Annotated in this window: 23 protein-coding genes and 1 tRNA gene; 18 read left to right on the forward strand and 6 right to left on the reverse strand. The window is 62.6% G+C overall.

What is annotated here, in order from left to right:
* Positions 1-18 precede the first annotated feature (18 nt).
* Entirely contained in the window at positions 19-1,545 is a 1,527-nt protein-coding gene (locus ACSBPQ_RS06875; protein ID WP_442684283.1) for an AAA family ATPase, read from the forward strand.
* Positions 1,546-2,364: 819 nt separating this feature from the next.
* Here the strand turns inward: ACSBPQ_RS06875 and ACSBPQ_RS06880 are convergent.
* Positions 2,365-2,493 carry a DUF3489 domain-containing protein gene (locus ACSBPQ_RS06880; protein ID WP_442684284.1) on the reverse strand — a complete coding sequence of 43 codons (129 nt, stop codon included), beginning with the start codon at positions 2,491-2,493 and terminating at the stop codon, positions 2,365-2,367.
* 162 nt (positions 2,494-2,655) lie between these two features.
* Between ACSBPQ_RS06880 and ACSBPQ_RS06885 the strand changes: the two genes are divergently transcribed.
* The 5 genes from ACSBPQ_RS06885 (at position 2,656) to ACSBPQ_RS06905 (ending at position 7,340) form a co-directional block, all read left to right on the forward strand.
* Complete coding sequence (locus ACSBPQ_RS06885) at positions 2,656-3,726, forward strand: virulence RhuM family protein (protein WP_442684285.1); 1,071 nt, start codon at positions 2,656-2,658, stop codon at positions 3,724-3,726.
* 4 nt (positions 3,727-3,730) lie between these two features.
* Positions 3,731-4,276 (forward strand): hypothetical protein, encoded by a 546-nt coding sequence (locus ACSBPQ_RS06890; RefSeq protein WP_442684286.1) that lies wholly within the window; start codon positions 3,731-3,733, stop codon positions 4,274-4,276.
* On the forward strand, positions 4,269-6,629 hold the full coding sequence (locus ACSBPQ_RS06895; RefSeq protein WP_442684287.1) for a TOTE conflict system archaeo-eukaryotic primase domain-containing protein: 2,361 nt from the start codon (positions 4,269-4,271) through the stop codon (positions 6,627-6,629). Before ACSBPQ_RS06890 ends, ACSBPQ_RS06895 begins: the two co-directional genes overlap by 8 nt.
* Before the next feature lie 94 nt (positions 6,630-6,723).
* Positions 6,724-6,999: a type II toxin-antitoxin system Phd/YefM family antitoxin gene (locus tag ACSBPQ_RS06900; RefSeq protein ID WP_054257227.1), complete on the forward strand. Its 276-nt coding sequence runs from the start codon at positions 6,724-6,726 to the stop codon at positions 6,997-6,999.
* On the forward strand, positions 6,999-7,340 hold the full coding sequence (locus tag ACSBPQ_RS06905; RefSeq protein WP_442684288.1) for a type II toxin-antitoxin system RelE/ParE family toxin: 342 nt from the start codon (positions 6,999-7,001) through the stop codon (positions 7,338-7,340). The genes ACSBPQ_RS06900 and ACSBPQ_RS06905 overlap by 1 nt, the downstream gene beginning before the upstream one ends.
* A 458-nt stretch (positions 7,341-7,798) precedes the next feature.
* On the opposite strand, the gene ACSBPQ_RS06910 is transcribed toward ACSBPQ_RS06905, so the two are convergent.
* Positions 7,799-8,101, reverse strand: a complete 303-nt coding sequence (locus tag ACSBPQ_RS06910; RefSeq protein WP_007182542.1) for a putative quinol monooxygenase — start codon at positions 8,099-8,101, stop codon at positions 7,799-7,801.
* A gap of 771 nt (positions 8,102-8,872) precedes the next feature.
* On the opposite strand from ACSBPQ_RS06910, the gene ACSBPQ_RS06915 reads away from it, so the two are divergent.
* Together ACSBPQ_RS06915 and ACSBPQ_RS06920 are read left to right on the forward strand one after the other, a co-directional pair.
* Positions 8,873-9,181, forward strand: coding sequence for a helix-turn-helix domain-containing protein (locus tag ACSBPQ_RS06915; protein ID WP_202935623.1), 309 nt, complete (start codon positions 8,873-8,875; stop codon positions 9,179-9,181).
* Positions 9,182-9,247: 66 nt separating this feature from the next.
* The gene (locus ACSBPQ_RS06920) at positions 9,248-9,430 is read left to right on the forward strand and encodes a hypothetical protein (protein WP_442684289.1); all 183 of its coding nucleotides are present in this window, start codon (positions 9,248-9,250) and stop codon (positions 9,428-9,430) included.
* Positions 9,431-9,884: 454 nt separating this feature from the next.
* Here the strand turns inward: ACSBPQ_RS06920 and ACSBPQ_RS06925 are convergent, their stop codons facing one another.
* The gene (locus ACSBPQ_RS06925) at positions 9,885-10,097 is read right to left on the reverse strand and encodes a helix-turn-helix transcriptional regulator (protein WP_442684290.1); all 213 of its coding nucleotides are present in this window, start codon (positions 10,095-10,097) and stop codon (positions 9,885-9,887) included.
* Between the two features lie 83 nt (positions 10,098-10,180).
* Positions 10,181-11,305 carry a Fic family protein gene (locus ACSBPQ_RS06930; RefSeq protein ID WP_442684291.1) on the reverse strand — a complete coding sequence of 375 codons (1,125 nt, stop codon included), beginning with the start codon at positions 11,303-11,305 and terminating at the stop codon, positions 10,181-10,183.
* A 906-nt stretch (positions 11,306-12,211) separates the two neighbouring features.
* Here ACSBPQ_RS06930 and thrS point away from each other — a divergent pair.
* From thrS to ACSBPQ_RS06975, 9 genes are all read left to right on the forward strand, one after another.
* Positions 12,212-14,113: a threonine--tRNA ligase gene (gene thrS / locus ACSBPQ_RS06935; RefSeq protein WP_442684292.1), complete on the forward strand. Its 1,902-nt coding sequence runs from the start codon at positions 12,212-12,214 to the stop codon at positions 14,111-14,113.
* Between the two features lie 64 nt (positions 14,114-14,177).
* Positions 14,178-14,702, forward strand: coding sequence for a translation initiation factor IF-3 (infC, locus tag ACSBPQ_RS06940; RefSeq protein WP_442684534.1), 525 nt, complete (start codon positions 14,178-14,180; stop codon positions 14,700-14,702).
* A gap of 283 nt (positions 14,703-14,985) precedes the next feature.
* Positions 14,986-15,183 (forward strand): 50S ribosomal protein L35, encoded by a 198-nt coding sequence (rpmI, locus tag ACSBPQ_RS06945; RefSeq protein ID WP_002811096.1) that lies wholly within the window; start codon positions 14,986-14,988, stop codon positions 15,181-15,183.
* A gap of 10 nt (positions 15,184-15,193) precedes the next feature.
* Positions 15,194-15,553: a 50S ribosomal protein L20 gene (rplT, locus tag ACSBPQ_RS06950; RefSeq protein ID WP_054657697.1), complete on the forward strand. Its 360-nt coding sequence runs from the start codon at positions 15,194-15,196 to the stop codon at positions 15,551-15,553.
* 200 nt (positions 15,554-15,753) lie between these two features.
* On the forward strand, positions 15,754-16,749 hold the full coding sequence (gene pheS, locus ACSBPQ_RS06955) for a phenylalanine--tRNA ligase subunit alpha (protein ID WP_442684293.1): 996 nt from the start codon (positions 15,754-15,756) through the stop codon (positions 16,747-16,749).
* Positions 16,750-16,871: 122 nt separating this feature from the next.
* Positions 16,872-19,253, forward strand: coding sequence for a phenylalanine--tRNA ligase subunit beta (gene pheT / locus ACSBPQ_RS06960; protein ID WP_442684294.1), 2,382 nt, complete (start codon positions 16,872-16,874; stop codon positions 19,251-19,253).
* Positions 19,254-19,273: 20 nt separating this feature from the next.
* Positions 19,274-19,573 (forward strand): integration host factor subunit alpha, encoded by a 300-nt coding sequence (locus ACSBPQ_RS06965; RefSeq protein ID WP_442684295.1) that lies wholly within the window; start codon positions 19,274-19,276, stop codon positions 19,571-19,573.
* Positions 19,554-19,910 carry a MerR family transcriptional regulator gene (locus tag ACSBPQ_RS06970; protein WP_442684296.1) on the forward strand — a complete coding sequence of 119 codons (357 nt, stop codon included), beginning with the start codon at positions 19,554-19,556 and terminating at the stop codon, positions 19,908-19,910. Before ACSBPQ_RS06965 ends, ACSBPQ_RS06970 begins: the two co-directional genes overlap by 20 nt.
* A 61-nt stretch (positions 19,911-19,971) precedes the next feature.
* Positions 19,972-20,048 (forward strand) — tRNA-Pro (locus ACSBPQ_RS06975).
* Between the two features lie 453 nt (positions 20,049-20,501).
* Here the strand turns inward: ACSBPQ_RS06975 and ACSBPQ_RS06980 are convergent.
* Both ACSBPQ_RS06980 and ACSBPQ_RS06985 read right to left on the reverse strand, forming a co-directional pair.
* The gene (locus tag ACSBPQ_RS06980) at positions 20,502-21,842 is read right to left on the reverse strand and encodes an ABC transporter substrate-binding protein (RefSeq protein ID WP_442684297.1); all 1,341 of its coding nucleotides are present in this window, start codon (positions 21,840-21,842) and stop codon (positions 20,502-20,504) included.
* Between the two features lie 118 nt (positions 21,843-21,960).
* Complete coding sequence (locus tag ACSBPQ_RS06985; protein WP_442684298.1) at positions 21,961-23,133, reverse strand: pre-peptidase C-terminal domain-containing protein; 1,173 nt, start codon at positions 23,131-23,133, stop codon at positions 21,961-21,963.
* Positions 23,134-23,314: 181 nt separating this feature from the next.
* Here ACSBPQ_RS06985 and prfB point away from each other — a divergent pair.
* Positions 23,315-24,440, forward strand: a protein-coding gene (prfB, locus tag ACSBPQ_RS06990; RefSeq protein ID WP_442684299.1) for a peptide chain release factor 2 whose coding sequence is annotated in 2 segments (ribosomal slippage) — positions 23,315-23,389 and positions 23,391-24,440 — 1,125 coding nt in all. Because the reading frame shifts where the segments join, the coding sequence is not laid out codon by codon here.
* Positions 24,441-24,463: the final 23 nt, after the last annotated feature.

The raw sequence follows: 24,463 nt of genomic DNA on the forward strand, positions 1-24,463 counted from the left end.
CGGACGCGGGCGATGCGGATGCCGGAACCACGTCCGCTCTACAACCTGCCTGCGATTACGGCGGGGGATGCCGTGGTGCTGGTCGAAGGTGAAAAATGTGCCGATGCCTTGATACAACGCGGCATCGTCGCCACCACCGCCATGGGTGGCGCGGTCACGGCCCTGGACAAGACCGACTGGATGCCGCCGGCAGGCAAGACGGTCGCGGTCTGGCCCGATCACGATGAGGCAGGCGCGCGCTATGCCGTTGCTGCCATCCAGAAACTGGCGAGCATCGGAGCCTCGGTCCGCCGTGTTCGTGTACCGCAGGACAAGCCCGCGAAGTGGGATGCTGCCGATGCCGTGGCGGAAGGCTTTGATGTCGAAGCGCTGCTGCGCGCCTCCCAGCCCGTCACCGTCATTGCCACCGCTGCCCCGGCGCTGGACATCACCCGCTGGCGCGCAGCAGATCGCTTCATCGGGCAGCCCCAGCAACGCCGCTGGCTGGTCGAAGGCGTGTTCCCCCAGGCACAGGCCGCTCTGATCGCCGCTGCAGGCGGAGTCGGCAAATCGTTCCTGCTGCTGGCGCTCACGCGAGAGGTCGCAGCTTCCGACGGTGTCTGGGTCAATGTCCCCACGCTGTTTGGCGGTGCGTTGGCTGGCCACGGCGCGGCGATCTACATCACCGCCGAGGACGACGCCATCGAGGTGCACAACCGGCTCAACGCCCTCGGGCCGATTCCAGACCGGCTGTACGTGCTGCCGCTGCCCGATGCCGGTGGTGCCGTGCCGCTGTTTGCACCCGACCCCGCCACCCGGGGCCCCGCGACCACGGCGGCGTGGCTGGATCTGGAGCGGCAACTCAAGGCCATGCCCAGCCTGTGCCTGGTGGTGCTCGACCCGCTGCAGCCGCTGTGCGCACTGGATTTGAACGTGCCGGAGAACGCCCAGTTCGTCTGTTCGCGTTTGGCCGCGCTGGCGGCCAGCACGGGTGCATCGGTGATCGTGTCGCACCACTTTGCCAAGCGCGAGGCCTCCACGCCTGAGCAGGCCCGCGAGGCGATCCGAGGCACCGGCGGCTTGGTCGATGGTGTGCGGGCGGTCTACGCCCTGTGGCACCCCAAGGACGATCAGGCCAGGAAGCTCTGCGAAGCCTTGGGCGAACCGTTTGAGCGTGGCCGTGTGGTGATGGGCGGTGTGGTCAAGGCCAATGGCCGGGCCAACCTGTGCGTGACCACCTTCTTGCGCGGTGCCAGCGGTTTGCTGATCGATTGCAGCGACCGTCTGCGCCAGGTCCGGCCGGAGCCGGGTGACCTGCTGCCCGCCCTGAAAGCCACCATCGCCCGTGCCGCGCGTGATGGCCAGCCCTACACCAAGACCGGCTGCAACGGCCTGTGCGAGCGCCGCCACGAACTGCCCGAAGCCTTCCACGCCATCGGCAAGCATCGGCTCGCCGCCTGGGTGGATGCCTTGCTGGCGCAGGGTGAGCTGATCACCGCCATGGCCGAAGGCTCCAAACTGGTGAAGTGGCTCGACGTGCCCGATGGCCCGGTCGCCCGAGGGTAGGCCGTGTTCGTCACCGGCCACCTGACCCGCTCCAGCGCCGGTCGGCCTAGTGCCGAGCCCCTTGCCGAGTAATGCTTCCCACCCCCAGCAATCGTTCCCGGCTTCCCGCTTTCCCACCGGGAACACTCCGGGGTGGGAACGAATAAACACCCGCAAAACCAAGGAATTAAATCGTTCCCGAGGCAAATCGTTCCCAGCGGAGCCGGGAAGGATTGAAACACAATGAAATCAACACGTTACCGGCTTCCCGGTGTTCCTCTCTAAGGAAAGGGTGAGCATTGGGAATGCTCACCTCGCTCGCGTGGATGGGCTCACGTTTCGTGACCCCATCTTCCCGCCCCAGGCGAAAGGGGTCCTTCCTGGCGATATTCCAATACGGGGGGCGACAGCGCAGCATTTCGCCACCGTCCGACCAGAAAATTAGGTTTGCAGTGTTTGCGGTTCGCACCCGGCGGTGTGGGCCAGCGGGCCGAATGCCCCGTCAGCGCGGGCGTGCGCGGGATGACGGCAACGCAGAAGGTCTGAGCCCGGGTGCGTACCCGGTTTGCAGGTTTGCACCCGGCCGCGCGGAAAATGGCCAGGGACGAATACTCAATGCCGGTGCGGGGTTGCGGCTGATTCGCCGCCTGGATTGCAGAAATCGGCCCACGAGCGGTTTGCACACCGTCTGACGGATCGGACACAGGTTGTCGTAACTCCCTGTGAGGCGCGCACGCACGCGCACGCGTAGGAGTTATGACGTAGTCCGTCCGATCCGTCAGACGCGCGGGGGTACCAGCAAGGGAGGGCCTCCAGAAACTGGACACCCTTGGCGAACAATCACACCACCCGATACACTCGCTCGCCGCTGTCGTTGTGCGCCAGCACCACCTTCAGGCCCAGCTTCTTGCGCAGCATCCGGGAAATTGCCCCGCGCACGGTGTGCGGCTGCCAGCCGGTGGCAAGCATCAGTTGGAGACTGGTCGCGCCTTGCGGGCGGCGCAGCTGCGTGTGCTCGATTTAACCCGCGCAGATGTTCGGCAGGCGGTTTTGGGGGCATCGAGTACGAAAAGCTTGTTCGAAGGCCTGATGGATGCTGAATATGCATAACAACGCAGCAGGGTTGGACAAATGACCACGAAAAAGCTGCCGCAGGCATCCTCAAAGCGCGCGGTGTCCATCGCCCGCTCTTCGGCGGCCGAGTACCTGACCTTTGTCGCCGCCAGCGGCCAGGGGGGCGTCGAGGCTGTCTATGCAGACGAGAGCATCTGGGTCACGCAGAAGATGATGGGCACCCTCTACGACGTAGAAACCCAGACCATCAACTACCACCTGAAAAAGGTGTTTAGCGACAGTGAGTTGGAGGAAGCTTCAGTTATTCGAAAATTTCGAATAACTGCCGCTGACGGCAAGACCTACGACACCCAGCACTACAGCCTGCCCGCCATCATCGCGGTGGGCTACAAGGTCAACTCTGAGCGTGCGGTGCAGTTCCGCAAGTGGGCCACGGGCATCATCGAGCAATTCACCATCAAGGCCTACGTGATGGACGATGAGCGCATCAAAGCCGGTGGCTCCGTCCTCACCGACCAGTACTTCGAAGAGCAACTGCAGCGTGTCCGCGAGATCCGTATCTCGGAACGCAAGTTCTACCAGAAGATCACGGACATCTACGCCACGGCCATTGACTACGATGTGACGGCGCAGGCCACAAAGCGTTTCTTCGCCACCGTGCAGAACAAACTGCATTGGGCCATCCACGGGCAGACAGCGGCCGAGGTGGTCTACCACCGCGCCGATGCCGACCAGCCCAACATGGGGTTGAGCACATGGAAGGATGCGCCGCAATGCAAGATCCAGAAGTTCGATGTCGTGGTCGCCAAGAATTACCTGACCGAGCCCGAAATGGCGCAACTCTCCCGCTTGGTCAACGCCTATCTGGATGTGGCCGAGGACATGGCGCAACGCAAGATCCCGATGACCATGCAGGATTGGGAAAGCCGTCTGAACCGTTTTATCGAGGCTACCGATCGCGAGGTCCTCCAGGATGCTGGCAAGGTGACGGCGGAAATCGCCAAGGCACACGCTGAAAGCGAATTCGAGAAATACCGCATCGTGCAGGACCGGCTGTTTGAAAGTGATTTCGACCGGCTGCTGAAACAGGTTGAGGCTGGCAAGGCCCCGGCCAGCGACGAGGAATAAGCAGATGGCCACGAAGAAATGCGCGCCCACCTGGAGCGACGTTAAAACCAAGCTGCTTGATGTCGATCGCGCCGGTCTGCTGGGTTTGGTGCAAGACCTGTACGCCGCCAGTAAAGACAACCAGGCATTCCTGCACGCCCGCTTCGGACTCGGCGAAGATGTGCTCAAGCCCTACAAGACCGCCATCGACCGCTGGCTCTGGCCCGACGTGTTCAAGAACCAGGATACCTCGGTAGCCAAGGCGAAAAAGGCTATTTCGGATTACAAGAAAGCTGTCGGGCAACCCGACGGACTTGCGGAACTGATGGTGTTTTACTGTGAGCGTGCAGCCGGGTTCAGCAACGACATTGGCCTGCAGGACGAGGGGTACTTCGACGCACTGGTGCGAATGTTCGAACAGGCCTTGAAGGCGATTGCCGCATTACCCGATGCGGCGCGATCCACGCTCTGGGGACGTTTGTGCGTGGTTCGAAACATCAGCCACAACTTTGGTTACGGCGTAGGTGACGATATGGATGAGTTGCTTTCCGAGTACGGGGTCGATGACTGAGCGGACCGATCTCTCAACTTTGCAGGCCGAAAACGCCCGCCTGATCGCGCTTCTTGAATCCCACGGCATTGAGTGGCGTGCGCCGCAATCAGCTATCGTCGTGGCGAGGGAGCCGGAACCGTCCCGGCTTTCCACTGCCGAAAAGGTGGCGCTGTTCCGCCGTCTGTTTCGAGGCCGCACCGATGTCTATCCAGTTCGATGGGAAGGCAAGACCTCAGGCAAGTCGGGCTACGCACCAGCCTGCGCCAATGAGTGGCGCGCCGGTATCTGCGAAAAACCGCGCATCAAATGCGGCGATTGCAGCAATCGCCTGCTGATCCCACTGTCCGATGCGGTGATCTACGACCATCTGGCCGGGCAGCACACAGTAGGCGTCTATCCGCTGCTGGAGGATGACACCTGCTATTTTTTGGCTGTCGACTTCGACGAGGCCGACTGGCGCGACGACGCGCTAGCGTTCATGCAGTCCTGCGAAGAGCTGGGTGTTCCGGCTGCGCTGGAAATCTCGCGGTCCGGCAATGGCGCGCATGCATGGGTGTTTTTCGCCAGCCGGGTTTCAGCGCGTGATGCCCGCCGCTTCGGCACGGCGATCATCAGTCATACCTGTTCGCGCACCAGGCAACTGAAGCTGGAGTCCTACGACAGGCTGTTCCCAAACCAAGACACGATGCCCAAAGGCGGCTTCGGCAACCTGATCGCCTTGCCGCTGCAGAAGTGGGCTCGCGAAAGTGGCTGCAGCGTCTTCGTTGATGCCGATCTGCGACCGTACCCTGATCAATGGGCGTTCCTCGCGTCCATCCAGCCGATGGCCGCGCACGATATCGAGCCGACCATCCTCCGGGCCACGGGTGGCGTCCATCCGCTGGACGTCACCTTCATCGACGACGAGGACCTGGCCACGCCCTGGAAGCGCGAGAACACATCGGCCAAGAAACTGGCCGGTCCGATGCCGAAGTCACTGACCGTCACGCTGGCCAATCTGATCTATTTCGAGAAGGCCGAGTTGCCGCAGGCTCTGGCCAACCGGCTGATCCGGCTGGCGGCGTTCCAGAACCCTGAGTTCTACAAGGCCCAGGCCATGCGGATGTCGGTGTGGGATAAGCCGCGCGTCATTGGATGCGCCGAGAGCTATCCCCAGCACATCGCCCTGCCGCGCGGTTGCCTGGATGCCGCGCTGTCCTTGCTGCGAGAGAACGGCATTGTCTGTGACCTGCGAGACGAACGCTTCGGCGGCCAGCCGCTGGACGTGTCTTTCGTCGGCAGTCTGCGCCTCGATCAGGAAGCCGCTGTTGCAGGACTGCTCACCCACGATGCTGGCGTGCTCTGCGCGCCAACTGCCTTTGGCAAGACGGTCACCGCGGCCGCGATGATCGCCCGCCGGGGCGTCAACACCCTGGTGCTGGTGCATCGCACGGAGTTGCTCAAGCAATGGCAGGAGCGCCTGCAAGCCTTTCTAGGGGTCGCCAAGGGCGTGGTCGGCACCATCGGCGGCGGCAAGGCCAAACCGACTGGAAAGATCGACATCGCCGTGATGCAGTCCCTGTCCCGCCAGGGTGAGGTGAACCCGCTGGTCGAGGACTATGGGCAGGTGATCGTCGACGAGTGCCACCACGTCGGCGCAGTCTCCTTCGACGCGATCCTCAAGCGGACCAAGGCGAAATACGTGCTGGGCCTGACGGCGACACCGATTCGCCGCGACGGGCAGCAGCCAATCATCTTCATGCAGTGCGGGCCGATCCGATACACGGCCGCCAAGCCAGCCGGGGCACCGCGCGATCTGGAAGTGCTGCCTCGTTCACGCTTCGGCCGGATCGACGTGCCGACCGATGCTGGCATTCAGGACCTCTTCCGGTGCCTCGCCAACGATTCGGCCAGAACAGCTGCCATTGCCGCCGAGGTGCGCGATGCCGTCGCGCAGGGACGCAAGGTGCTGGTCCTGACAGAACGCACAGAACACCTCGATGCCATCAAGACGGAACTCGACAGCCTGCAACCGGCCCCGTTCGTCTTGCACGGAAGAATGTCCAGGAAGCAACGAGCGACGCTGATCGCGGACCTGGATGCACTACCGCCCGACGCGCCGCGCGTCCTTTTGTCCACCGGCAAGCTGGTTGGCGAGGGATTCGATCACCCGCCGCTCGACACCCTGGTCCTCGCGATGCCGGTGTCTTGGAAGGGCACGTTGCAGCAGTACGCCGGGCGCCTGCATCGCGAGCACGCCAGCAAGACTGACGTGCGGATCATCGACTTCGTCGACACCGGCCATCCGGCGCTGCTGCGGATGTGGGACAAGCGGCAGCGTGGCTACCGGGTGATGGGGTACAGGGTGGGTTCTGATGTGCCTGCGGAATGAAGACGAACTCTCCCGGGCCTGAGGCCACCTCCACACCTTTCCATCGGACTACAAAAGGACTATATTCAGTCTTGCCCAAGTCCGGAGCACCGCCATGCGCTACTCATCACAAGTCAAGCCCATCAGCTATCTCAAAGCCAACGCTGCCGAGGTTTTGACGCACCTCGCGGAGCAGCGTGAACCTATGGTTATCACCCAAAACGGTGAGGCCAAGGCTGTCCTGCAGGACGTCGCCTCGTTCGAGGAGACGCAAGAAACACTGGCCTTGCTAAAAATCCTTGCGCTGGGCAATCAGGATGTGGCCGCTGGTAAGGTCAAACCCGTGGCCGACGTCGTTGCCCGCCTCCGCGCCAAGCGAGCCTCAGTCTGATGACAGGTACGTCTGCCAAGTTCGAAGTCCTGCTCACCGAGGGTGCGGAGCAGGACCTGGAGGCCATCCACGACTACATCTCCGAATTCGACTTTGTGGCCAACGCCAACTATGTGTTGGATAAGTTGATGGACATTGTGGAGAGTCTGTCTAAACTCCCGGAGCGCGGTAGCTATCCGAAGGAACTTGTCGGCCTTGGGATCAAAGAATACCGCCAGACCTTCTTCATGCCGTATCGCGTGATCTACCGTGTCACAGGCAGCCAAGTCATCATTTACCTGATTGCTGATGGACGCCGTGACATGCAAACCGTGCTCGCTCGCCGCCTGTTGGGCGCTTGACCCGCAGCAACCCGCACAATTGCTCATAAGCTCGGGAGGGTGGTCAGCACGTGGTCAACCGTCCGCCACCAATAATGAAACCCCAACCGTTCTCGGTTGGGGTTTTTCTTGCCTGATCGCGCCCCACCCAGACCCCGCAGGAGTTCGAATCTTTCCGCACGAACCCGCAGGAACCCTAACCAGCCCTCACGGCCTGATGCCAGGGCGTTGATTTTCAACAAATCGCTCGATCGATCCGCGCTTGCGGACTGCGGACTTCCAATGGGCCGGAAATCTGGCTCGCCCTGATGTTGCCCCTGCTTGCTGACGCAGCTTGGAAGTTCTGGCTGCAATATTGCCCCCCCCCAATCGCTGTGGAAGGTAGCTCCCTAGGCAAGTGTAATCGAGGGGGGAATCGCTGCGTAGGGCCGTGTGACCCCCATCCTGCAGCGTGACCTCATTGGGTCAAGGCCGGGTTGTCATGCAGGCAGTTTGGCTGCAAGCAGTTCGACCTTCTCGATATTGGGCGGAGAACTGAGCAAGGTCGCTGCGTTTGCCATCAAGGCCGCGGCGATCTGGCCGTTCAGATGCGCCTGGCGACCTGCCTCATCGGCAAAGGCATCGAACACACCAAACGTCGAAGGGCCAAACTTCAATGCGAACCAGGCCGTGGTGCCGGACTCGGCGTTGGCGAGCGGCAGTGCGCTGGCCAGGAAGTCGGCAAGCGCAGCTTCCTGGCCGGGTTTAGCTTCGAGGCGAACAAACAGGGCGAGCTTGGTCATGCTGTATTCCTTTGGGTAAATGGAAAAGTGGGTAAAGGGATCAACGAGACTGCAGTCTGAGTCTTCATGATAGACATCTATATTGGCAATAATGACAACATTGATATCATTGCTGCCATGAAACTCCACCTCCTTTTTTGTGATGGCGTGTTTGATCTGGGGCTTGCGGCGTTCACTGACACAGTGGGCTTAGCCAATGCGATGGCGGGCTCGCTGCCACAGGCTCCCGCGCACATAGAGCTCACGCTGGTGGGCGTGCGGCGTCGCATCCGAACCGCGCAAGGCTTGACGGTCCCCGTGGTCACTGCGCGTGGTGTGCCGGAACCAGACGTCGTGCTCGTGCCGGCGTTTGGCGACAAGATGCCTGACACGCTCTCGGCTCGACTCACACGCCCCGATGTGCCCGACGCGGTCGCGGCGCTACAGCAGTGGTGCACCGCTGGCGCGCACCTTGGTGCCGCTTGCTCCGGTAGTTTCTTGCTTGCAGAGAGTGGCCTGCTTGATGGGCATCGTGCGACGACGTCATGGTGGCTAGGGCCGATGTTTCGGCAGCGCTATCCGAACGTCACTCTGGACGAGTCACGCATGATCGTGAACTCGACACGCTTCACCACCGCGGGTGCCGCTTTGGCCCACGTCGACTTGGCCTTGCGCATCATCCGAGGGCGCAGTCCGGCGCTGGCGGCCCTGGTGGCACGCTATCTGCTGGTCGAGACACGCAGTTCGCAAGCCGAGTTCGTGATTCCCGACCACCTTGCGCATGCCGACCCGATGGTGGAGCGCTTCGAGTGCTGGGCCAGACGTCGGCTCGCGCAGGGGTTCTCGCTGGCCGAGGCGGCCAGCGCTGCGGGCACAAGCGAGCGCACCTTGGCGCGGCGGCTGCAAAGCGTTTTGGGAAAGACACCGCTGTCGTATTTCCAGGACTTGCGCGTGGAGCATGCCGTGCATCTCTTGCGCACCGGAAACGCCAGCGTCGACCAAGTCGCCGCACAGGTCGGGTACTCGGATGGGGTGACCCTGCGGGCCCTGTTGCGCCGCAAGCTGGGCCGGGGTGTCCGGGAGTTGCGACGCGGTGGATGACCAGAGGCGTTTGGTGAATGTACGGCTGGAGACCGCCGGGAAACTGACGCAGGCCAAACGGCGCATTTGGACCTGACAAAACTACTGCCCGCCACGGCGCGCAAGCTCCAGTTTGACCCCGGACAAAGTTTTGGCAATGTCGTGGTTGAGCAAATCAATACCTTGATTGAGCAACGCTGTGCACTGACGATTCGGCGGCTCACCGACCCCGCCGCCAACAATGACGCAGCCGCCGAGCCCACCGTTTGAACTACCGTGCGGATACGGGTTCAATCCAGGGTTTGGGAATTGAACCGACATCCCATCGCAGACGAGTTTGATGCCCCTTTCCGGCGACCAGCATGGCTGAGAAACCTGCTTGCAGGTCTACAATCGGGCAGGCTTTAAGATCGAGTTCGCAATGGTTCGCAGCAGCCCGCTGCACTTCTATTGCGTACTTTCAATAGTCGTTTGGTGCCTGGTGCTGCCCTCCCATCCCCCGCAGGAGTTCGAATCTTTCCGCATGAACCCGCAGGAACCCTCACCAGCCCGCACGGCCTGATGCCAGGCCGTTGATTTTCAACATAACGGTCAGTTGGTCCGCGCTTGCGGACTGCGGACTTTCCGTTGGCTGGATATCTGGCTCGCTCAGATGGCCGGCGGTGCCGCCGACGTTGCAAATCGTCGGTACTTGTCGATATCTACCGACGAATCGGAACATTTCTCAGCTGACACTGACCTGGGCCACCACGGTCTTGGTCGAGGTCGCCAGGCACGACTCCTCGTAGGCCTCAATGTCGGCCTGCCGGTAGAGCACGCGCTCGCAGAGCTTCGGGAACTTGGGGCCAATCCCGGCGCTGCGCCAGCGTTCCAGGGTGGCTTCGCTGGTGCACCAACGCGCGGCCAGTTGTTTTTGGTTGAGGTGAGCGAATCCCATCTTGGTCTCCGTCCGAACGAGTTGGCAGGAGTCCATGAAGGCGCTGTTCCGTCCGCGAGCCAAGGCAATTCCAGGAAGCGCCGCTACTCGGGCAGATCATTCAGCTCGTAGCTGGTGCTACGCCCGCCGGCATCCGATTTGCGCAGCACGCCCCGCGTCAGCAGATCGTTGATGTCGCGCAGGGCCGTGTCCGGCGAGCATTTGGCGATGGCCGCCCACTTGCTGCTGGTGAGCTTGCCCTCGAAACCATCGAGCAGCTTGTTCAGCAATTTCACCTGCCGCTCGTTCAACGGGGTCGTCGCCCAGCGCTGCCAGAATCGCGCCTTGGTCAGCACGGCATCAAGCGTGTGCTGCGCCTGATCGACGCTGCGATGAAGCGTGTCGAGGAACCACGCAAGCCACTCGGTGACATCCATCGACCGCTTCTGCGTCCTCTCCAGGATGTCGTAGTAAGCCTTGCGTTCGCGCTGGATCTGCGCCGACAAACTGTAGAAGCGCTGGGGGCTCCCATCGGCGCGCGACAGCAGCAGATCGCCAATGGCCCGGGCGATACGGCCATTGCCATCATCGAATGGGTGCAGAGTGACGAACCACAGATGCCCCAGGCCTGCCTTGAGCAGTGGCGGTTCGTTTGATGTGCCATTCAGCCAGTCGAGGAAGCGGCTGGTTTCGGTCTCGAGGCGATCGGCCGGCGGTGCTTCAAAATGCACCTGCTGGCGGCCGATGGGTCCGGACACCACCTGCATCGGGCCGGTGGCATCGTCGCGCCAGCCGCCGACGTTGATCTTGGAGAGCCCAGAATAGCCGGTAGGAAACAGTGCGGCATGCCAGCCGAACAGACGCTCACGCGACACCACTGCCTGGCAGTTGGCGGTGGCATCGAGCACCATCTCGACCACGCCTTCGACATGCCGATCGGCCGGAGCGAACGCGCCGATGTCAACACCCAACCTGCGGGCGATGGACGAGCGCACGGATTCAACGTTGAGCTGCTCGCCTTCGATCTCGCTGGTCTTGACCACGTCCTCGGTGAGCGCTGCGAGACTCGCTTGGTCACGCAAGGCCATGCCGACGTCAGCCAGACGCCCCATCAAGAGCCCTTGGGCAAGACTGACCTCAGCCATGGGCTCGGCCAGCGCCGCTAGGTCGAAGCGCCAGTTTGGCCAGTCACTGGCCTGCCAGATGTATTTGTAATCACCGCTATTCATGCGGAGATTGTGGGCCGCAATCTCCGCACGCGCAAACCAATCGCCGCACATTGTGCGGTGAATGTGGTGACCATTCGCCGCATGGCGGATCGTCTTGCCCCAGGAATGGGTGTAAATGGGTGTGTTATTGGCTGTGGCAACGGACGCTGGTTCAGCTCCCGTTTCGGGAATTGAACTGGCCACGGAAAGCAGACGAGGTTGAGGCCGTATTCCGACTACCAATCAGTCCGAAAAACCTGCTTGATCGTCCACTGCCGACGGGCGTACCGGCAGGCTTTTCGCTCCGGTTCGCACTGGTTCGCAGCAACCCGCAGCGCTTCGATTCCGTACTTTCAATAGTCGTTTGATGCGGGGCACCACCCCACCACCAATCAGAAGTGCCGCAAGGTACTTGGAAGACCAAGAACCCCTGGGAAACCAGGGGGGTTTCCTTGCCCCCCGGGCGGCGGTGTCCTTGCGCCGAAGGTGCGGGTTGCTCGCGATGGGGTGCGGTGGCGGGAACGTTCATCCGATCTTCCTCTGAATGCTGCGGGGCGGGGCGATCATGACCTTCGTCCGTGAAGCTGTCGTCCGGCCTCCGGATTGCGATACGTGTCTCCAATCACTCCTTCCTGCCGGCTTTTCACATCCTCGGGCTGGCGGTCCGGTGAAGGTGCTATGCGAGATGCAGGAAGTGGCGGGTCTGCGCTAGAATCGCGGCCAGTCAATGCAGAGCAGGTGGCCCGCGCCAAAGCGCCGGTCTAGTGTGTGACATGAGCACTACCATTGCCCAACGCTGATCTTCCGCCACAGCCCTGATCCAAGGCGCCTTTGTGGCGCTTTTTTGTTGCCCCAAATCCCCAGGGAAGCCGTCTGTGACGACGGCTTCCGGGCCCGCCCGGCGGGTCGAGACTCCAGGTGAACCTCATGATCAACATCACGCTCCCCGACGGCAGCATCCGTCAGTTTGAAAATCCGGTCAGTGTCATGGACGTGGCCCAGTCCATCGGTGCCGGCCTGGCCAAGGCCACCATTGCCGGCGTCGTGGATGGCGTGCAGGTCGATGCCAGCGACGTGATCGATCACGATGCCTCGCTGCGCATCATCACCGCCAAGGACGAGGAGGGCGTGGAAATCATCCGTCACTCCTGCGCGCACCTGGTCGGCCACGCGGTCAAGCAGCTGTACCCGGAGGCCAAGATGGTGATCGGCCCGGTGATCGCCGAGGGCTTTTACTACGACATCTACAGCGAGCGCCCGTTCACGCCGGAAGACATGGTGGCGATCGAAAAGCGCATGGCCGAGCTGATCGCGCAGGACTACGACGTGATCAAGAAGATGACGCCGCGGGCGGAGGTGGTCGAGATCTTCAAGGCGCGCGGCGAGGACTACAAGCTGCGCCTGATCGAGGACATGTCCGAAGACGTCACCGCGATGGGTATGTACCACCATCAGGAGTATGTGGACATGTGCCGCGGCCCGCACGTGCCGAATACGCGCTTTCTGAAGTCCTTCAAGCTGATGCGCATCTCCGGTGCGTACTGGCGCGGTGACGCCAAGAACGAACAGCTGCAGCGTATCTACGGCACCGCGTGGGCCGACAAGAAGCAGCTTGAGGCCTACATCAAGCGCATCGAGGAAGCCGAAATGCGCGACCACCGCCGCATCGGCAAGCAGCAGGATCTGTTCCACCTGCAGGAAGAGGCGCCGGGCCTGGTGTTCTGGCATCCGAAGGGCTGGTCGATCTGGCAGGTGGTCGAGCAGTACATGCGAAAGATTTACCGTGACAGCGGCTACGGTGAGGTGCGCTGCCCGCAGATCCTGGACGTGAGTCTGTGGAAGAAATCCGGTCACTGGGACAACTACCAGGACAACATGTTCTTCACCGAATCGGAAAAGCGGACCTACGCGGTCAAGCCGATGAACTGTCCGGGCCATGTGCAGGTGTTCAACCAGGGGCTGCACAGCTACCGCGACTTGCCGATCCGCTACGGCGAATTCGGCTCCTGCCACCGCAACGAGCCGTCCGGCGCGCTGCACGGCATCCTGCGCGTGCGCGGCTTCACCCAGGACGACGGCCATATCTTCTGTACCGAGGAGCAGGTCGAGGCCGAGGTGACCGCGTTCCACCAGCAGGCGCTGGCGGTGTACAAGGCCTTCGGTTTCGAGGACATCCAGATCAAGATCGCGCTGCGGCCGGAATCCCGTCTAGGCGATGACGCCACCTGGGACAAGGCCGAAGGCGCGCTGCGTACGGCGCTGTCGCATTGCGGTGTGGAGTGGCAGGAGCTGCCGGGCGAAGGTGCGTTCTATGGCCCGAAGATCGAGTACCACCTGAAGGACGCCATCGGCCGTACCTGGCAGCTGGGCACGATGCAGGTCGACTTCATGATGCCGGGCCGTCTGGGCGCCGAATATGTGGATGAGAACAGCCAGAAAAAGCATCCGGTCATGCTGCACCGGGCCATTGTCGGCTCTATGGAGCGCTTCATTGGCATCCTGATCGAGCACTATGCCGGTTCTTTCCCGGCCTGGCTGGCGCCGGTGCAGGTGGTGGTGGCCAATATCACCGATGCGCAGGCAGAATACGTCCGGCAGGTCCGTAAAACCCTTGCAGATCAAGGCTTCCGGGTGGACGCCGATTTGCGCAATGAAAAGATCGGCTATAAGATTCGCGAGCATACGTTGCAGCGAGTGCCGTATCTGCTGGTCGTGGGTGACCGCGAGAAGGAGAATGGGGCCGTGGCTGTACGCACACGGTCCGGTGAGGATCTCGGGTCGATGTCGATCCAAGCCTTCATCGAACGGCTGCACGCTGAATTGATGTAAGCAAAGTCCCGGCCCAGGTGGAAGGCTCCACCGGGCCGGTTTCAATCCATTCGGAGATTGCAATATCAGTACCCCTGACAACAAACAGAACCGTCGCAACCATGAAATCCGTGTGCCGCGCGTCCGCGTGATCGGCAGCGATGGAGAAATGGTTGGCGTGTTGACGCGTGACGAAGCGCTGTCGATGGCCGAGGAGGAAGGTCTGGATCTGGTCGAAATACAGCCGCAGGCCGATCCGCCTGTGTGCAAGATCATGGACTTCGGCAAGTTCAAGTTCGAGATGCAGAAGAAGGCCAACGAGGCCAAGAAGAAGACCAAGCAGGTCGAGATCAAGGAAGTGAAGTTCCGTCCGGTCACGGACGAGGGCGACTACCAGATCAAGCTGCGCAACATGCGCCGTTTCCTGGAAGATGGTGACAAGATCAAGGTCAACATCCGCTTCCGTGGTCGTGAAATGAGCCATCAGGAACTGGGTCGCGAAATGGCCAGCCGGATCGAGGCCGATCTGGGTGAGGACATCGTGATCGAGTCCCGTCCGCGCCTGGAAGGCCGGCAGATGGTCATGATGATCGCGCCCAAGAAGAAGTGATTGGCCAGGCCGGCGTGCGATCGCCGGTCGGCTCGGTGGGGTGCGGGGATTCGACCCTCCCGGATTGCGTCCGTTTCGTGTTGCGTTTCCTGCTGCTTGCGATTGCAAGCGGCTGGATCCATTGGCATAATGGGCGGCCCGGTTCGCCGGGATTGTTGTTTGCTGCATCCAGGACCTGCCTGCCTCCAGTGGGAGTGCGGGCTTTAGACAGACAAGGGCATGGACGGAAAGTGTGGCGCAGCCACCGCCCAGTCAGTGAAAAAAGACTATCAAGGACATAGCAATGCCCAAGATCAAGACCAACCGGGCAGCGGCCAAGCGTTTCCGCAAGACCGCCTCCGGCAAGTACAAGTGCGGCCACGCCAACCGTAGCCACATCCTCACGAAGAAAGCGACCAAGCGTAAGCGTAATCTGCGCCAGACGAATCACGTCCGTGCAGAAGACGCAGGCCGTCTTGATCGTATGCTTCCCTACCTCTGAGGACTGAACCATGGCACGAGTAAAGCGTGGTGTGCAGGCGCGTCGCCGCCACAAGAAAGTATTGGATCTAGCCAAGGGCTATTACAACGCCCGTCGCAAGGTCTTCCGCGTTGCCAAGCAGGCGGTCATCAAGGCACAGCAGTACGCCTACATTGGCCGTAAGCAGAAGAAGCGCAATTTCCGTTCGCTGTGGATCACCCGCATCAATGCGGCTGCCCGCATCAACGGCCTGAGCTACAGCCGTTTCATGAACGGCCTGCTGAAGGCCGGCATCACCCTGGACCGCAAGGTTCTGGCTGATATCGCCGTGCACGACGCAGCCGGTTTTGCCGCTCTGGCAGAAAAGGCCAAGGGCGCACTGGCGGCATAAGTCCTTTCTGCAGCGGTTGTCGCGTTCACGCGCAATGGCTGTGATGAGACAATGCATGGGGAAGGGCGCAAGTCCTTCCCCATTCTTTTTTGTGTTGGTTGCCGCAGCGCCTGCTCGCGCGGCAATCAGGCACTGGTGGCGACGGGGGTCGGCCCGGCGCATACCGTGTAGGCATGCCGGCCAGAGGTTTCGTCGATCCCATGAGTGACATCCAATCCTTGACCGCGCAGGCGCTGGCCGATGTGGCCGCTGCGCAGACGCCCGAAGCACTGGAAAATCTGCGGGTAGCCCTGCTGGGCAAAAGCGGCAGCATCACCGCGCAGCTCAAGCAGTTGGGGGCATTGCCGGCGGCCGAGCGCAAGGCGGCAGGTGAGGCTATCAACATCGCCCGCGATGCGGTGTCCTCGGCACTGGGTGAGCGCAAGACGCTGCTGGAAGATGCGGCACTGGATGCGCGGCTGACCGCTGAGAACATTGATGTCACCCTGCCAGGTCGCCATGGCGAGCGTGGTGGCCTGCACCCGATAACGCGCACCCTGGAGCGTATCACCGAAATCTTTAGCCGCCTGGGGTACGAACTGTCCGAAGGCCCGGAAATCGAAGACGACTGGCACAACTTCGAGGCGCTGAACTTCCCGCCGCACCATCCGGCGCGGGCGATGCACGACACCTTCTATTTTGGCGATGGCCGCCTGCTGCGTACGCATACCTCCGGTGTGCAAGTGCGCTACATGGGCGAGCACAAGCCGCCGCTACGCATGATTGCCGCCGGCAAGGTGTATCGCAGCGACAGCGACCAGACCCACTCGCCGATGTTCCATCAGGTTGAAGGCCTGCTGGTGGACGAACACTCCACCTTCGCCGATCTCAAGGGCACCTTGTCCGAGTTCGTGCGCGCCTTCTTCGAGCGCGATTTCGAGATGCGTTTCCGTCCGAGCTATTTCCCGTTCGTGGAGCCCGGGGCGGAAGTGGACATCGCCTGGCAGCAGCCAGACGGCAGCACCCGCTGGCTGGAAGTGCTGGGCTGCGGCATGGTCCACCCGAACGTGCTGAAGTCGGTCGGCATCGACCCGGAACGCTACACCGGCTTCGCCTTCGGGCTGGGCGTGGAGCGCTTCGCGATGCTGCGCTACGGCGTCAACGACCTGCGCGCCTTCTTCGAGAACGACGTCCGCTTCCTCAAGCAGTTCGCGTAAGCGGACACGGTAGACCCGGGATGCACCCGGATGCTTTTGAACGTTGATCTGCCCCGGGCGCCAAGCGCTGGGCGGTATCCAAAGGAACCAACGGGAGGCCCGCCTCCCATCAGGGTAAATACATGAAATTCTCTGAAAGCTGGCTGCGCAGCCACGTACCGACCACCGCATCGCGCGAGGAACTCAGCGCCGTACTGACTGCCATCGGTCTGGAGGTCGAGGAAGTCACAGCGCTGGGCGCGGGCCTGGACAGCGTGGTGGTGGCGCGCATCGTCGAAGCTGCCCGTCATCCGGAAGCCGACCGCCTGCAGATCTGCAAGGTCGACGCCGGCCAGGCCGAGCTGCTGCAGATCGTCTGTGGCGCACCGAACGCGCGCCCGGGACTGGTCGCGCCACTGGCCCTGGTTGGCGCGCAGATCGGCGAGCTGAAGATCAAGCCGGCCAAGCTGCGCGGTGTGGAATCCAACGGCATGCTGTGCTCGGCCAAGGAGCTGGGCTTGGACAATGACGCCTCCGGCCTGCTGGAACTGCCGGACGACGCGCCGGTCGGTACCGCGCTGGTCGACTACCTCGGCCTGCCGGATGCGAGCATCGAAATCAAGCTGACGCCGAACCGCGCTGACTGCTTCAGCGTGCGTGGCATCGCCTTTGATGTGGCGGCCGCTACCCGCAGTGAAGTGAAGCCGTTTGCGGCCCACCCCGTGCCCGCGGTCGGTACGCGCGAACTCGCCATCCAGCTGGACGCAGGCGCTGAAGCACCGCGTTACCTTGGGCGTGTGATCGAAGGCGTCAACGCCGCCGCCCGCACCCCGCTGTGGATGGCCGAACGCCTGCGCCGCAGCGGCGTGCGTCCGGTGTCGCTGCTGGTGGACATCACCCAGTACGTGATGATGGAACTCGGCCAGCCGATGCACGCCTACGACTTGGATACGCTGAAGGGGCAAATCGCGGTGCGCCGTTCGCGCGACGGTGAAACCCTCAAGCTGCTGGACGGCCGGGACGCTACGCTGGACGACAGTTTCCTCGTGGTGACAGATGCCGACCGTCCGGTCGGCCTTGCCGGCCTGATGGGCGGCTTCGATACCCGCGTCACCGATGCCACCACCCGGGTGTTCCTGGAGGCTGCGCACTTCGCCCCGGCGGCGATCATGGGCCGTGGCCGCAAGCTGGGCCTGCACACGGATGCCGGTCACCGCTTCGAGCGCGGCGTGGACCCGCAGCTGCCGCGCATCGCCATCGAGTACGCCACCCGGCTGGTGCTGGACCTGGCCGGTGGTACGCCGGCGCCGGTCACCGAAGCGGTGCGTGAGGCCGACCTGCCGGTGGCGGCCGCCATCCACCTGCGCCGCGCGCGGATCCTGCGCGTGCTGGGCATCCAGATCGAAGACGCTGAGGTCGAGCGCATCCTGCGCGCCCTCGGCATGCAGGTCGAGGCCGCCGCTGACGGCTGGACCGTCACCAGCCCGAGCAGCCGTTTCGATATCGCCATCGAAGAGGATCTGATCGAGGAACTGGCCCGCATCCACGGTTACGAGCGGATCCCGACGACCCTGCCGGGCGGTGCTGCGCGTATCGCCATGTCCAGCGAAACCCGGCTTGATGACCTGAGCGTTCGCCGCCAGCTGGTGGCGCGCGGGATGCTGGAAACGATCAATTTCGCCTTTGTCGATGCCGGGTTGCTGAAACAGTGGCATCAGGAGGAAGGGCTGGTCGCGCTGGCCAATCCGCTGTCGGCCGAACTGGCGGTGATGCGCCCGCTGCTGCTGCCGGGACTGGCGGCCACGCTGGCGCGCAATGTGGCCCGTCAGGCCGGGCGCGTCCGCCTGTTCGAGATCGGCCGGGTGTTCCAATTGCAGGCCGGTGATGGCCAGCCGGCACCGAAGGAGACGGTGCGTGTCGCTGCCGTTGTTTGTGGCGACGCAGGCCCGCTGCAGTGGGACGAAAAAGCGCGGAAGGTCGATTTCCACGACCTGAAGGGCGACCTGGAGTCGTTGGCGGCTGCCGCCGGTGCTGCGCTGGAATTCCGTGCCTCGCAGCGTCCGTACGCCCACCCGGCGCGTTCGGCCGATATCTGGCGCGACGGCCACTGCATCGGCTGGATCGGCCAGTTGCATCCGCGCCTGGCCAAGGCGATGGAGATCGATGTGGAAGTGATCGGCTTCGAGCTGGATCTGGCGCCGCTGGTGCAGCGCCGGTTGCCGCGTTCTGCCGATATCTCGCGCTTTCCGGCGGTGCGTCGTGACCTGGCCGTGGTGGTGGCTGAGCCGGTCAGCTGGGCGGCCCTTTCGGCCGCCCTCCATCAGGCCGGTGGTGAGCTGTTGCGTGAAGTGGTGCTGTTCGATCGCTATGTCGGCAAGGGGGTCGAACCCGGCTTCAAGAGCCTGGCTATGGGCTTGATTTTGCAGGACAAGTCCCGCACTCTGACGGACCGTGACGTGGATGAAGTGGTCACTGGGGTTGTCGCGGCGATCGAACGTGAACACGGTGCAAAGATTCGTAATTGAGGTGGGAGGCAGGGGCAGGCATGGCATTGACCAAGGCGGAGATGGCTGACCGGTTGTTCGACGAGGTAGGACTGAACAAACGTGAGGCTAAGGAATTTGTCGACGCGTTTTTCGATGTGCTGCGCGATGCACTGGAACAGGGACGTCAGGTGAAGCTGTCCGGCTTCGGCAATTTCGACCTGCGGCGCAAGAACCAGCGTCCGGGGCGCAACCCCAAGACCGGTGAGGAAATACCGATTTCCGCCCGTACGGTAGTCACTTTCCGGCCGGGCCAGAAGCTCAAGGAGAGGGTGGAGACTTATGCTGGATCCGGGCAGTAACCGCGAACTTCCGCCGATTCCGGCCAAGCGCTACTTCACCATCGGTGAGGTCAGTGAGCTGTGCGATGTCAAACCGCATGTGCTGCGCTACTGGGAAACCGAGTTCCCCAGCCTTGAGCCGGCCAAGCGCCGCGGCAACCGCCGCTACTACCAGCGCCATGACGTGCTGATGGTGCGGCAGATCCGCGGCCTGCTGTACGAACAGGGCTATACGATCGGTGGCGCCCGCCTGCGTCTGGAAGGCGAGGGCGCGCGTGAGGAATCATCGCTGAGCAACCAGATCATCCGCCAGGTGCGAATGGAGCTGGAAGAAGTACTGCAACTGCTGCGGCGTTGAACTATTTTTGAATCAAAGCCGGTATAATCACCGGCTAGCCGCAGGGCGAAGCAGTAATGTTCGGGGCGTAGCGCAGCCTGGTAGCGCATCTGCCTGGGGGGCAGAGGGTCGTCGGTTCGAATCCGGCCGTCCCGACCAAATACTGCAACGTGATAAAGGGCTTGCGACTTCCGTCGTGAGCCCTTTTCCGTTGTCGCCGTTGCAATTGAAGGTTGCCCTGCGACGAGACAGGTATCTGAGAGGCTGAGCTGCCAGAGTTGTGCCCGGGTGTGGGCGTGACATGTTCAACCGGCTGCCTCATACCGATGCGCACAGGTCGAAGGAAAAGCCGGACAGGATGTCGGCCATGGACTGTCGGGCCGCACTTGCCAGCGTGTCCCCGTGGTTTCGACCCTTTGCCGGTAAGTCACCGGGAGGGTTCTACCCCGACGTCGGGTGCACTGTGATGCGCACACCTCATAGATTTGAGAGACCGCAAGCCCTTTTTTGCGCGGCGCAAAAACGGTACTTGTATCCATGCCCGTGTCCGGGCAAAGGGCAGGGGTGTCGCTGCAAAGAAGCATCGACACCCCGTGCGTGTCCGGTTCCGCTTTATTTTCGGCGGACGAGCAGGCGGTAGTTGCCGCTGGTGCTGGAGTTGAAGGTGTGTGCGAGCAGGACATAGCGGCCTGCTTCCAGCTCTATCTCCAGCAGCGGGTCCAGGCTGCTGTCGCTGTCGTCCAGTTGAGCGACTTCCTGGCCATTGCGCATCAGGGTGATCACTCCGTCGACGTTGCCATCGCTGAGCATGCTGATGATGTACTTGCCCTTGCGCGGGATATCCAGCGTGTACAGGTCGCGGCTGCCCGCGCGCAGCTGGGCGTGAATTTCATGGCCGATCTTAAGCTCGGTGCGGCCGCTGCCTCCGGGTGCAGGAGCGGTGGCGTTGGCCAGCTGGAAAATACCGGCACGCTCGTTGAGCGAGCGCACGGAAACGTTGTATTCGCCCGCATCCAGCACCTGGCCCAGGCGCGAATTGACGCCGCTGCCGCCGTCGTCATCGCTCAGGGTGATGTCAGCGCCCTGCAAGGTGAGCAGGGTGTCCAGTTCGCGGCTGCTGGCATCGAGCTGTACGCGGCTGGCGGCGGGCAGGGTAAGGATGAAACTGCGGGTTTCACCGGCATTGATGAAGCCGCTGACCGTGCCATCCAGCGGTAGCGTGGAGCCATCAGCGGAAACCAGCCCTTCCGGAAAGTCGGCCTGCTCGACGCCCAGGAAGAATGCGCCGCTGGCTTCGGAGAAACCGCCGGCATTGAGGGTGTAACGGCCGGGTTGCAACGGAGCAGTCAGACGTGCATTGAGGTTGTTGCCGCCGTCGTCGTCTTCCAGGTTGAGGCCGTTGCCGGCCAGCTCCAGGCGGGCGTCGAATTCGCTGGATTGCAGATCGATCGTGTACATCCCCGGTTTGTCCACTTCCAGTGTGTAGGTCTTGCTGCTGCCCTGCAGCCAGTCGGTGATGCGGCGGCCGGCGGTCAGCGGTTTGCCGTCATAGACGACGATGGGCTCGACGGAAAGCTGGAACGGGCCGAATGCGCGTGCGTCGGCACCACTGACGGCGACCAGGTAACTCCCGTTCTTGTCGGCGCGGATGCTCAAGGTGGCCTTGCCGTTTTCATCCGATTCGGAGCGGCTGAGCAGCGAGTCGCGATGGAACACCGACAGCGCACCATTGAGCGAGCCCTGCAGCGCCAGGGTGACTGCCTGACCTGCGGACAGCGGCAGCGAGAACAGCTGGCTGCGCGTGCCATCGCTGTAGTTGATCGCGGTGGTGGAGGTGATTTCGCCGGAAACTTCGCTGGTGAGCGTCAACGGCCGGGCGGAAGGGGCAGCAACGACGGGACTGAGGCTGGTGACGATCGCCAGCGCGAGCAAGGATGCTGCAAAACGCTTCATCTGGATTTCCTTGGAATTGAAAGGCAGTGACATGCAGTTGCCGGTTGCTTCTGCAGCGGGTGCGGGAGGGCAACGGGCAGAGCGCTCACCCGCGGTTTGTGGGTGAGCGCTGGCGGTATCAGTCCGCGAAATCCGCTGCTGCCTGGGCGGCTGCTTCGGCAGCAGCGGACACGGCATCTGCGACGGAGTCTTTGCGGTTGGCGTTGGTCGGGAGGGCGGCATCGCCGCCCAGGTCGGTGGTCTCCAGCTCGAAAACACCCTGCTGGTTGCCGAACGAGGTCACTGCAACGGTGTAGCGGCCTGCGCCCAGTGGCAGGGTCAGGCGGGCATTGAGGTTGTTTCCCCCATCATCGTCTTCGGCATCCACGCCTGGCCCGGTGATATGCAGCAGCGAATCGAAGCCGTCGGCGATGGCATCGAAGCGGATGGTGCGGGCGCGGTCCAGCTCCAGTTGGAAGGTGCGACGACCACGCGAGTCGATCATCGCCTGCGTGGTCTGGCCGACGGTCAGCGCCGTGCCGTCACGGGTGACCAGGGCCTGATCGGTGGCGGTCATCGACACGCCGAGCTTGAACGCGCCGGTGCCCTGGTTCACCGACAAGGCGGTGATGGTGTATTCGCCCGGTTCGAGGAACGTGCGCACGCGGGCGTTGAACTGGCCAGCGGTGTCGTCGTCCTCGACTTCCACGTTGCGGCCGTTCAAACGCAGATAAGGGTCGAAAGCGGTGGACTCCATGGTGACCGCGTACAGGCCTGCCTTGTCGACCTTGAGCGTGTACTCCTGTTTTTCATTGTCCACCCGCCAGTCGGTGATGCTGCTGTTGGCGCCCAATGGCTTGCCGTCATACGGCACGACCTGGGCGGCCTTGAGCTTGAAAGGGCCGAAGCTGTCGGCGCTGGAACTGTTGACGGCGACCAGATAGGTGCCGTCCCTGGGGGCGCGGAACGCCAGACTGGTGGAGCCGGAGGCAGCTTCGGTTTCACCGGTGTCGTCGGAGACGGCGCGGGCGACCAGGCTCTGGCCGTCGAATACCGCCAACTGCCCGTTTAGCGAGCCGTCCAGTTCCAGTGATACCGCCTCGCCGTTCTTCAGGGTGATGCTGTAGGCCTGGTGGCGGGTGCCGTCGTTGTGATTGATGCGGCTGGAGGAGGTGATCTCGCCCGAGACCGCCTTGCCGATGTCGAGGCCCGGAGTTCTGTCGCTGTTGATGGCTGCGCCCAGCTTGTGGCAGGCGGTCAGGGCCAGCGTCAATGCGACTGCTGAGAAGATGCGGGACGGGTGGGTGTTCAAGCGGCATCCTTGATCGTAGGTGTGGGCATCCATGTCGGGTGTTCGACAGGACCGTTCAGGAATTTTAATGGTATTCGGTGCAGCTGCCGCGACAATTTCTGGCGGTTCCGGTGGCTGCAGCGCTGCGCTTGGCCGCCAATGGTAGAATTCGCGGCTTGTCTGCCTGTCTGATAGACCGACCATGATTGAATTGAATCCCATCCGCCAGCGAATCGAAGATCTGACCGATCGAGTGGTTTCGCTCAGGGGGTATCTTTGACTACGACGTCAAGAAAGAACGTCTTGAAGAAGTAACCCGCGAACTGGAAAACCCGGACATCTGGAACAACCCCGAATACGCCCAGTCGCTGGGCCGGGAGCGTTCGATGTTGGACAAGACCGTCAGTGGCATCGCCACCGTGCTGGACGGCATGACCGATGCCGCCGAACTGCTGGAGCTGGCCGAAAGCGAAAAGGACGAGGACACCGCGCTGGCGGTGGTCGCCGACCTGGACAAGCACGAGTCCCATATCGAGAAGCTGGAGTTCCAGCGGATGTTCTCCGGCGAGATGGACAGCTGCAACGCGTTCGTCGACATCCAGGCCGGTGCTGGTGGCACCGAAGCCCAGGACTGGGCGGAAATCATGCTGCGCATGTACCTGCGCTGGTGCGAATCGCGCGGCTGGAAGGCGGAGCTGCTGGAAGTGTCCGGCGGTGATGTGGCCGGTATCAAGTCGGCCACGTTCCGCGTGGAAGGCGATTTCGCCTACGGCTGGCTGAAGACCGAGACCGGCGTGCACCGCCTGGTGCGCAAGTCGCCGTTCGACTCGGACAACCGCCGCCACACCAGCTTCACCTCGGTGTTCGTGTCCCCGGAAGTGGACGACAGCATCGAAGTGAACATCAACCCGGCCGACCTGAAGACCGACGTGTACCGTTCCTCCGGCGCCGGTGGCCAGCACGTCAACAAGACCGAGTCGGCGGTGCGCATCACCCACGTCCCGACCGGCGTGGTCGTGGCCTGCCAGACCGAACGCAGCCAGCATGCCAACCGCGACCGCGCGATGAAGATGCTGGCCGCCCGCCTGTACGAGCTGGAAGTGCAGAAGCGCAACAGCGAGCGTGATGCAGTGGAAGCCACCAAGTCCGATATCGGCTGGGGCAGCCAGATCCGCAACTACGTGCTGGACCAGGCCCGCATCAAGGACCTGCGCACCGGTATCGAGCGCACCGATACGCAGAAGGTGCTGGACGGCGACCTGGACGAGTTCATCGAGGCCAGCCTCAAGTCCGGCCTGCAGGCCGGCGCCAAACGCATCGACGCGTAACCGGAACGGCCCTTGCGGGCCGT

It is taken from the genome of Stenotrophomonas sp. JC08, from assembly GCF_052180205.1.
GTDB lineage: Bacteria > Pseudomonadota > Gammaproteobacteria > Xanthomonadales > Xanthomonadaceae > Stenotrophomonas.

Coding starts and splice junctions, on each gene's coding strand:
- ACSBPQ_RS06900 (WP_054257227.1), top strand. CDS start 6,724: ATGCGCTACTCATCACAAGTCAAGCCCATCAGCTATCTCAAAGCCAAC.
- ACSBPQ_RS06910 (WP_007182542.1), bottom strand. CDS start 8,101: ATGACCAAGCTCGCCCTGTTTGTTCGCCTCGAAGCTAAACCCGGCCAG.
- ACSBPQ_RS06980 (WP_442684297.1), bottom strand. CDS start 21,842: ATGAAGCGTTTTGCAGCATCCTTGCTCGCGCTGGCGATCGTCACCAGC.
- pheS (WP_442684293.1), top strand. CDS start 15,754: ATGAGTGACATCCAATCCTTGACCGCGCAGGCGCTGGCCGATGTGGCC.
- ACSBPQ_RS06930 (WP_442684291.1), bottom strand. CDS start 11,305: ATGAATAGCGGTGATTACAAATACATCTGGCAGGCCAGTGACTGGCCA.
- rplT (WP_054657697.1), top strand. CDS start 15,194: ATGGCACGAGTAAAGCGTGGTGTGCAGGCGCGTCGCCGCCACAAGAAA.
- ACSBPQ_RS06890 (WP_442684286.1), top strand. CDS start 3,731: ATGGCCACGAAGAAATGCGCGCCCACCTGGAGCGACGTTAAAACCAAG.
- ACSBPQ_RS06880 (WP_442684284.1), bottom strand. CDS start 2,493: ATGCTTGCCACCGGCTGGCAGCCGCACACCGTGCGCGGGGCAATTTCC.
- pheT (WP_442684294.1), top strand. CDS start 16,872: ATGAAATTCTCTGAAAGCTGGCTGCGCAGCCACGTACCGACCACCGCA.
- ACSBPQ_RS06875 (WP_442684283.1), top strand. CDS start 19: ATGCCGGAACCACGTCCGCTCTACAACCTGCCTGCGATTACGGCGGGG.
- ACSBPQ_RS06915 (WP_202935623.1), top strand. CDS start 8,873: ATGGTGGAGCGCTTCGAGTGCTGGGCCAGACGTCGGCTCGCGCAGGGG.
- ACSBPQ_RS06970 (WP_442684296.1), top strand. CDS start 19,554: ATGCTGGATCCGGGCAGTAACCGCGAACTTCCGCCGATTCCGGCCAAG.
- rpmI (WP_002811096.1), top strand. CDS start 14,986: ATGCCCAAGATCAAGACCAACCGGGCAGCGGCCAAGCGTTTCCGCAAG.
- ACSBPQ_RS06885 (WP_442684285.1), top strand. CDS start 2,656: ATGACCACGAAAAAGCTGCCGCAGGCATCCTCAAAGCGCGCGGTGTCC.
- ACSBPQ_RS06965 (WP_442684295.1), top strand. CDS start 19,274: ATGGCATTGACCAAGGCGGAGATGGCTGACCGGTTGTTCGACGAGGTA.
- ACSBPQ_RS06925 (WP_442684290.1), bottom strand. CDS start 10,097: ATGGGATTCGCTCACCTCAACCAAAAACAACTGGCCGCGCGTTGGTGC.
- thrS (WP_442684292.1), top strand. CDS start 12,212: ATGATCAACATCACGCTCCCCGACGGCAGCATCCGTCAGTTTGAAAAT.
- ACSBPQ_RS06905 (WP_442684288.1), top strand. CDS start 6,999: ATGACAGGTACGTCTGCCAAGTTCGAAGTCCTGCTCACCGAGGGTGCG.
- ACSBPQ_RS06895 (WP_442684287.1), top strand. CDS start 4,269: ATGACTGAGCGGACCGATCTCTCAACTTTGCAGGCCGAAAACGCCCGC.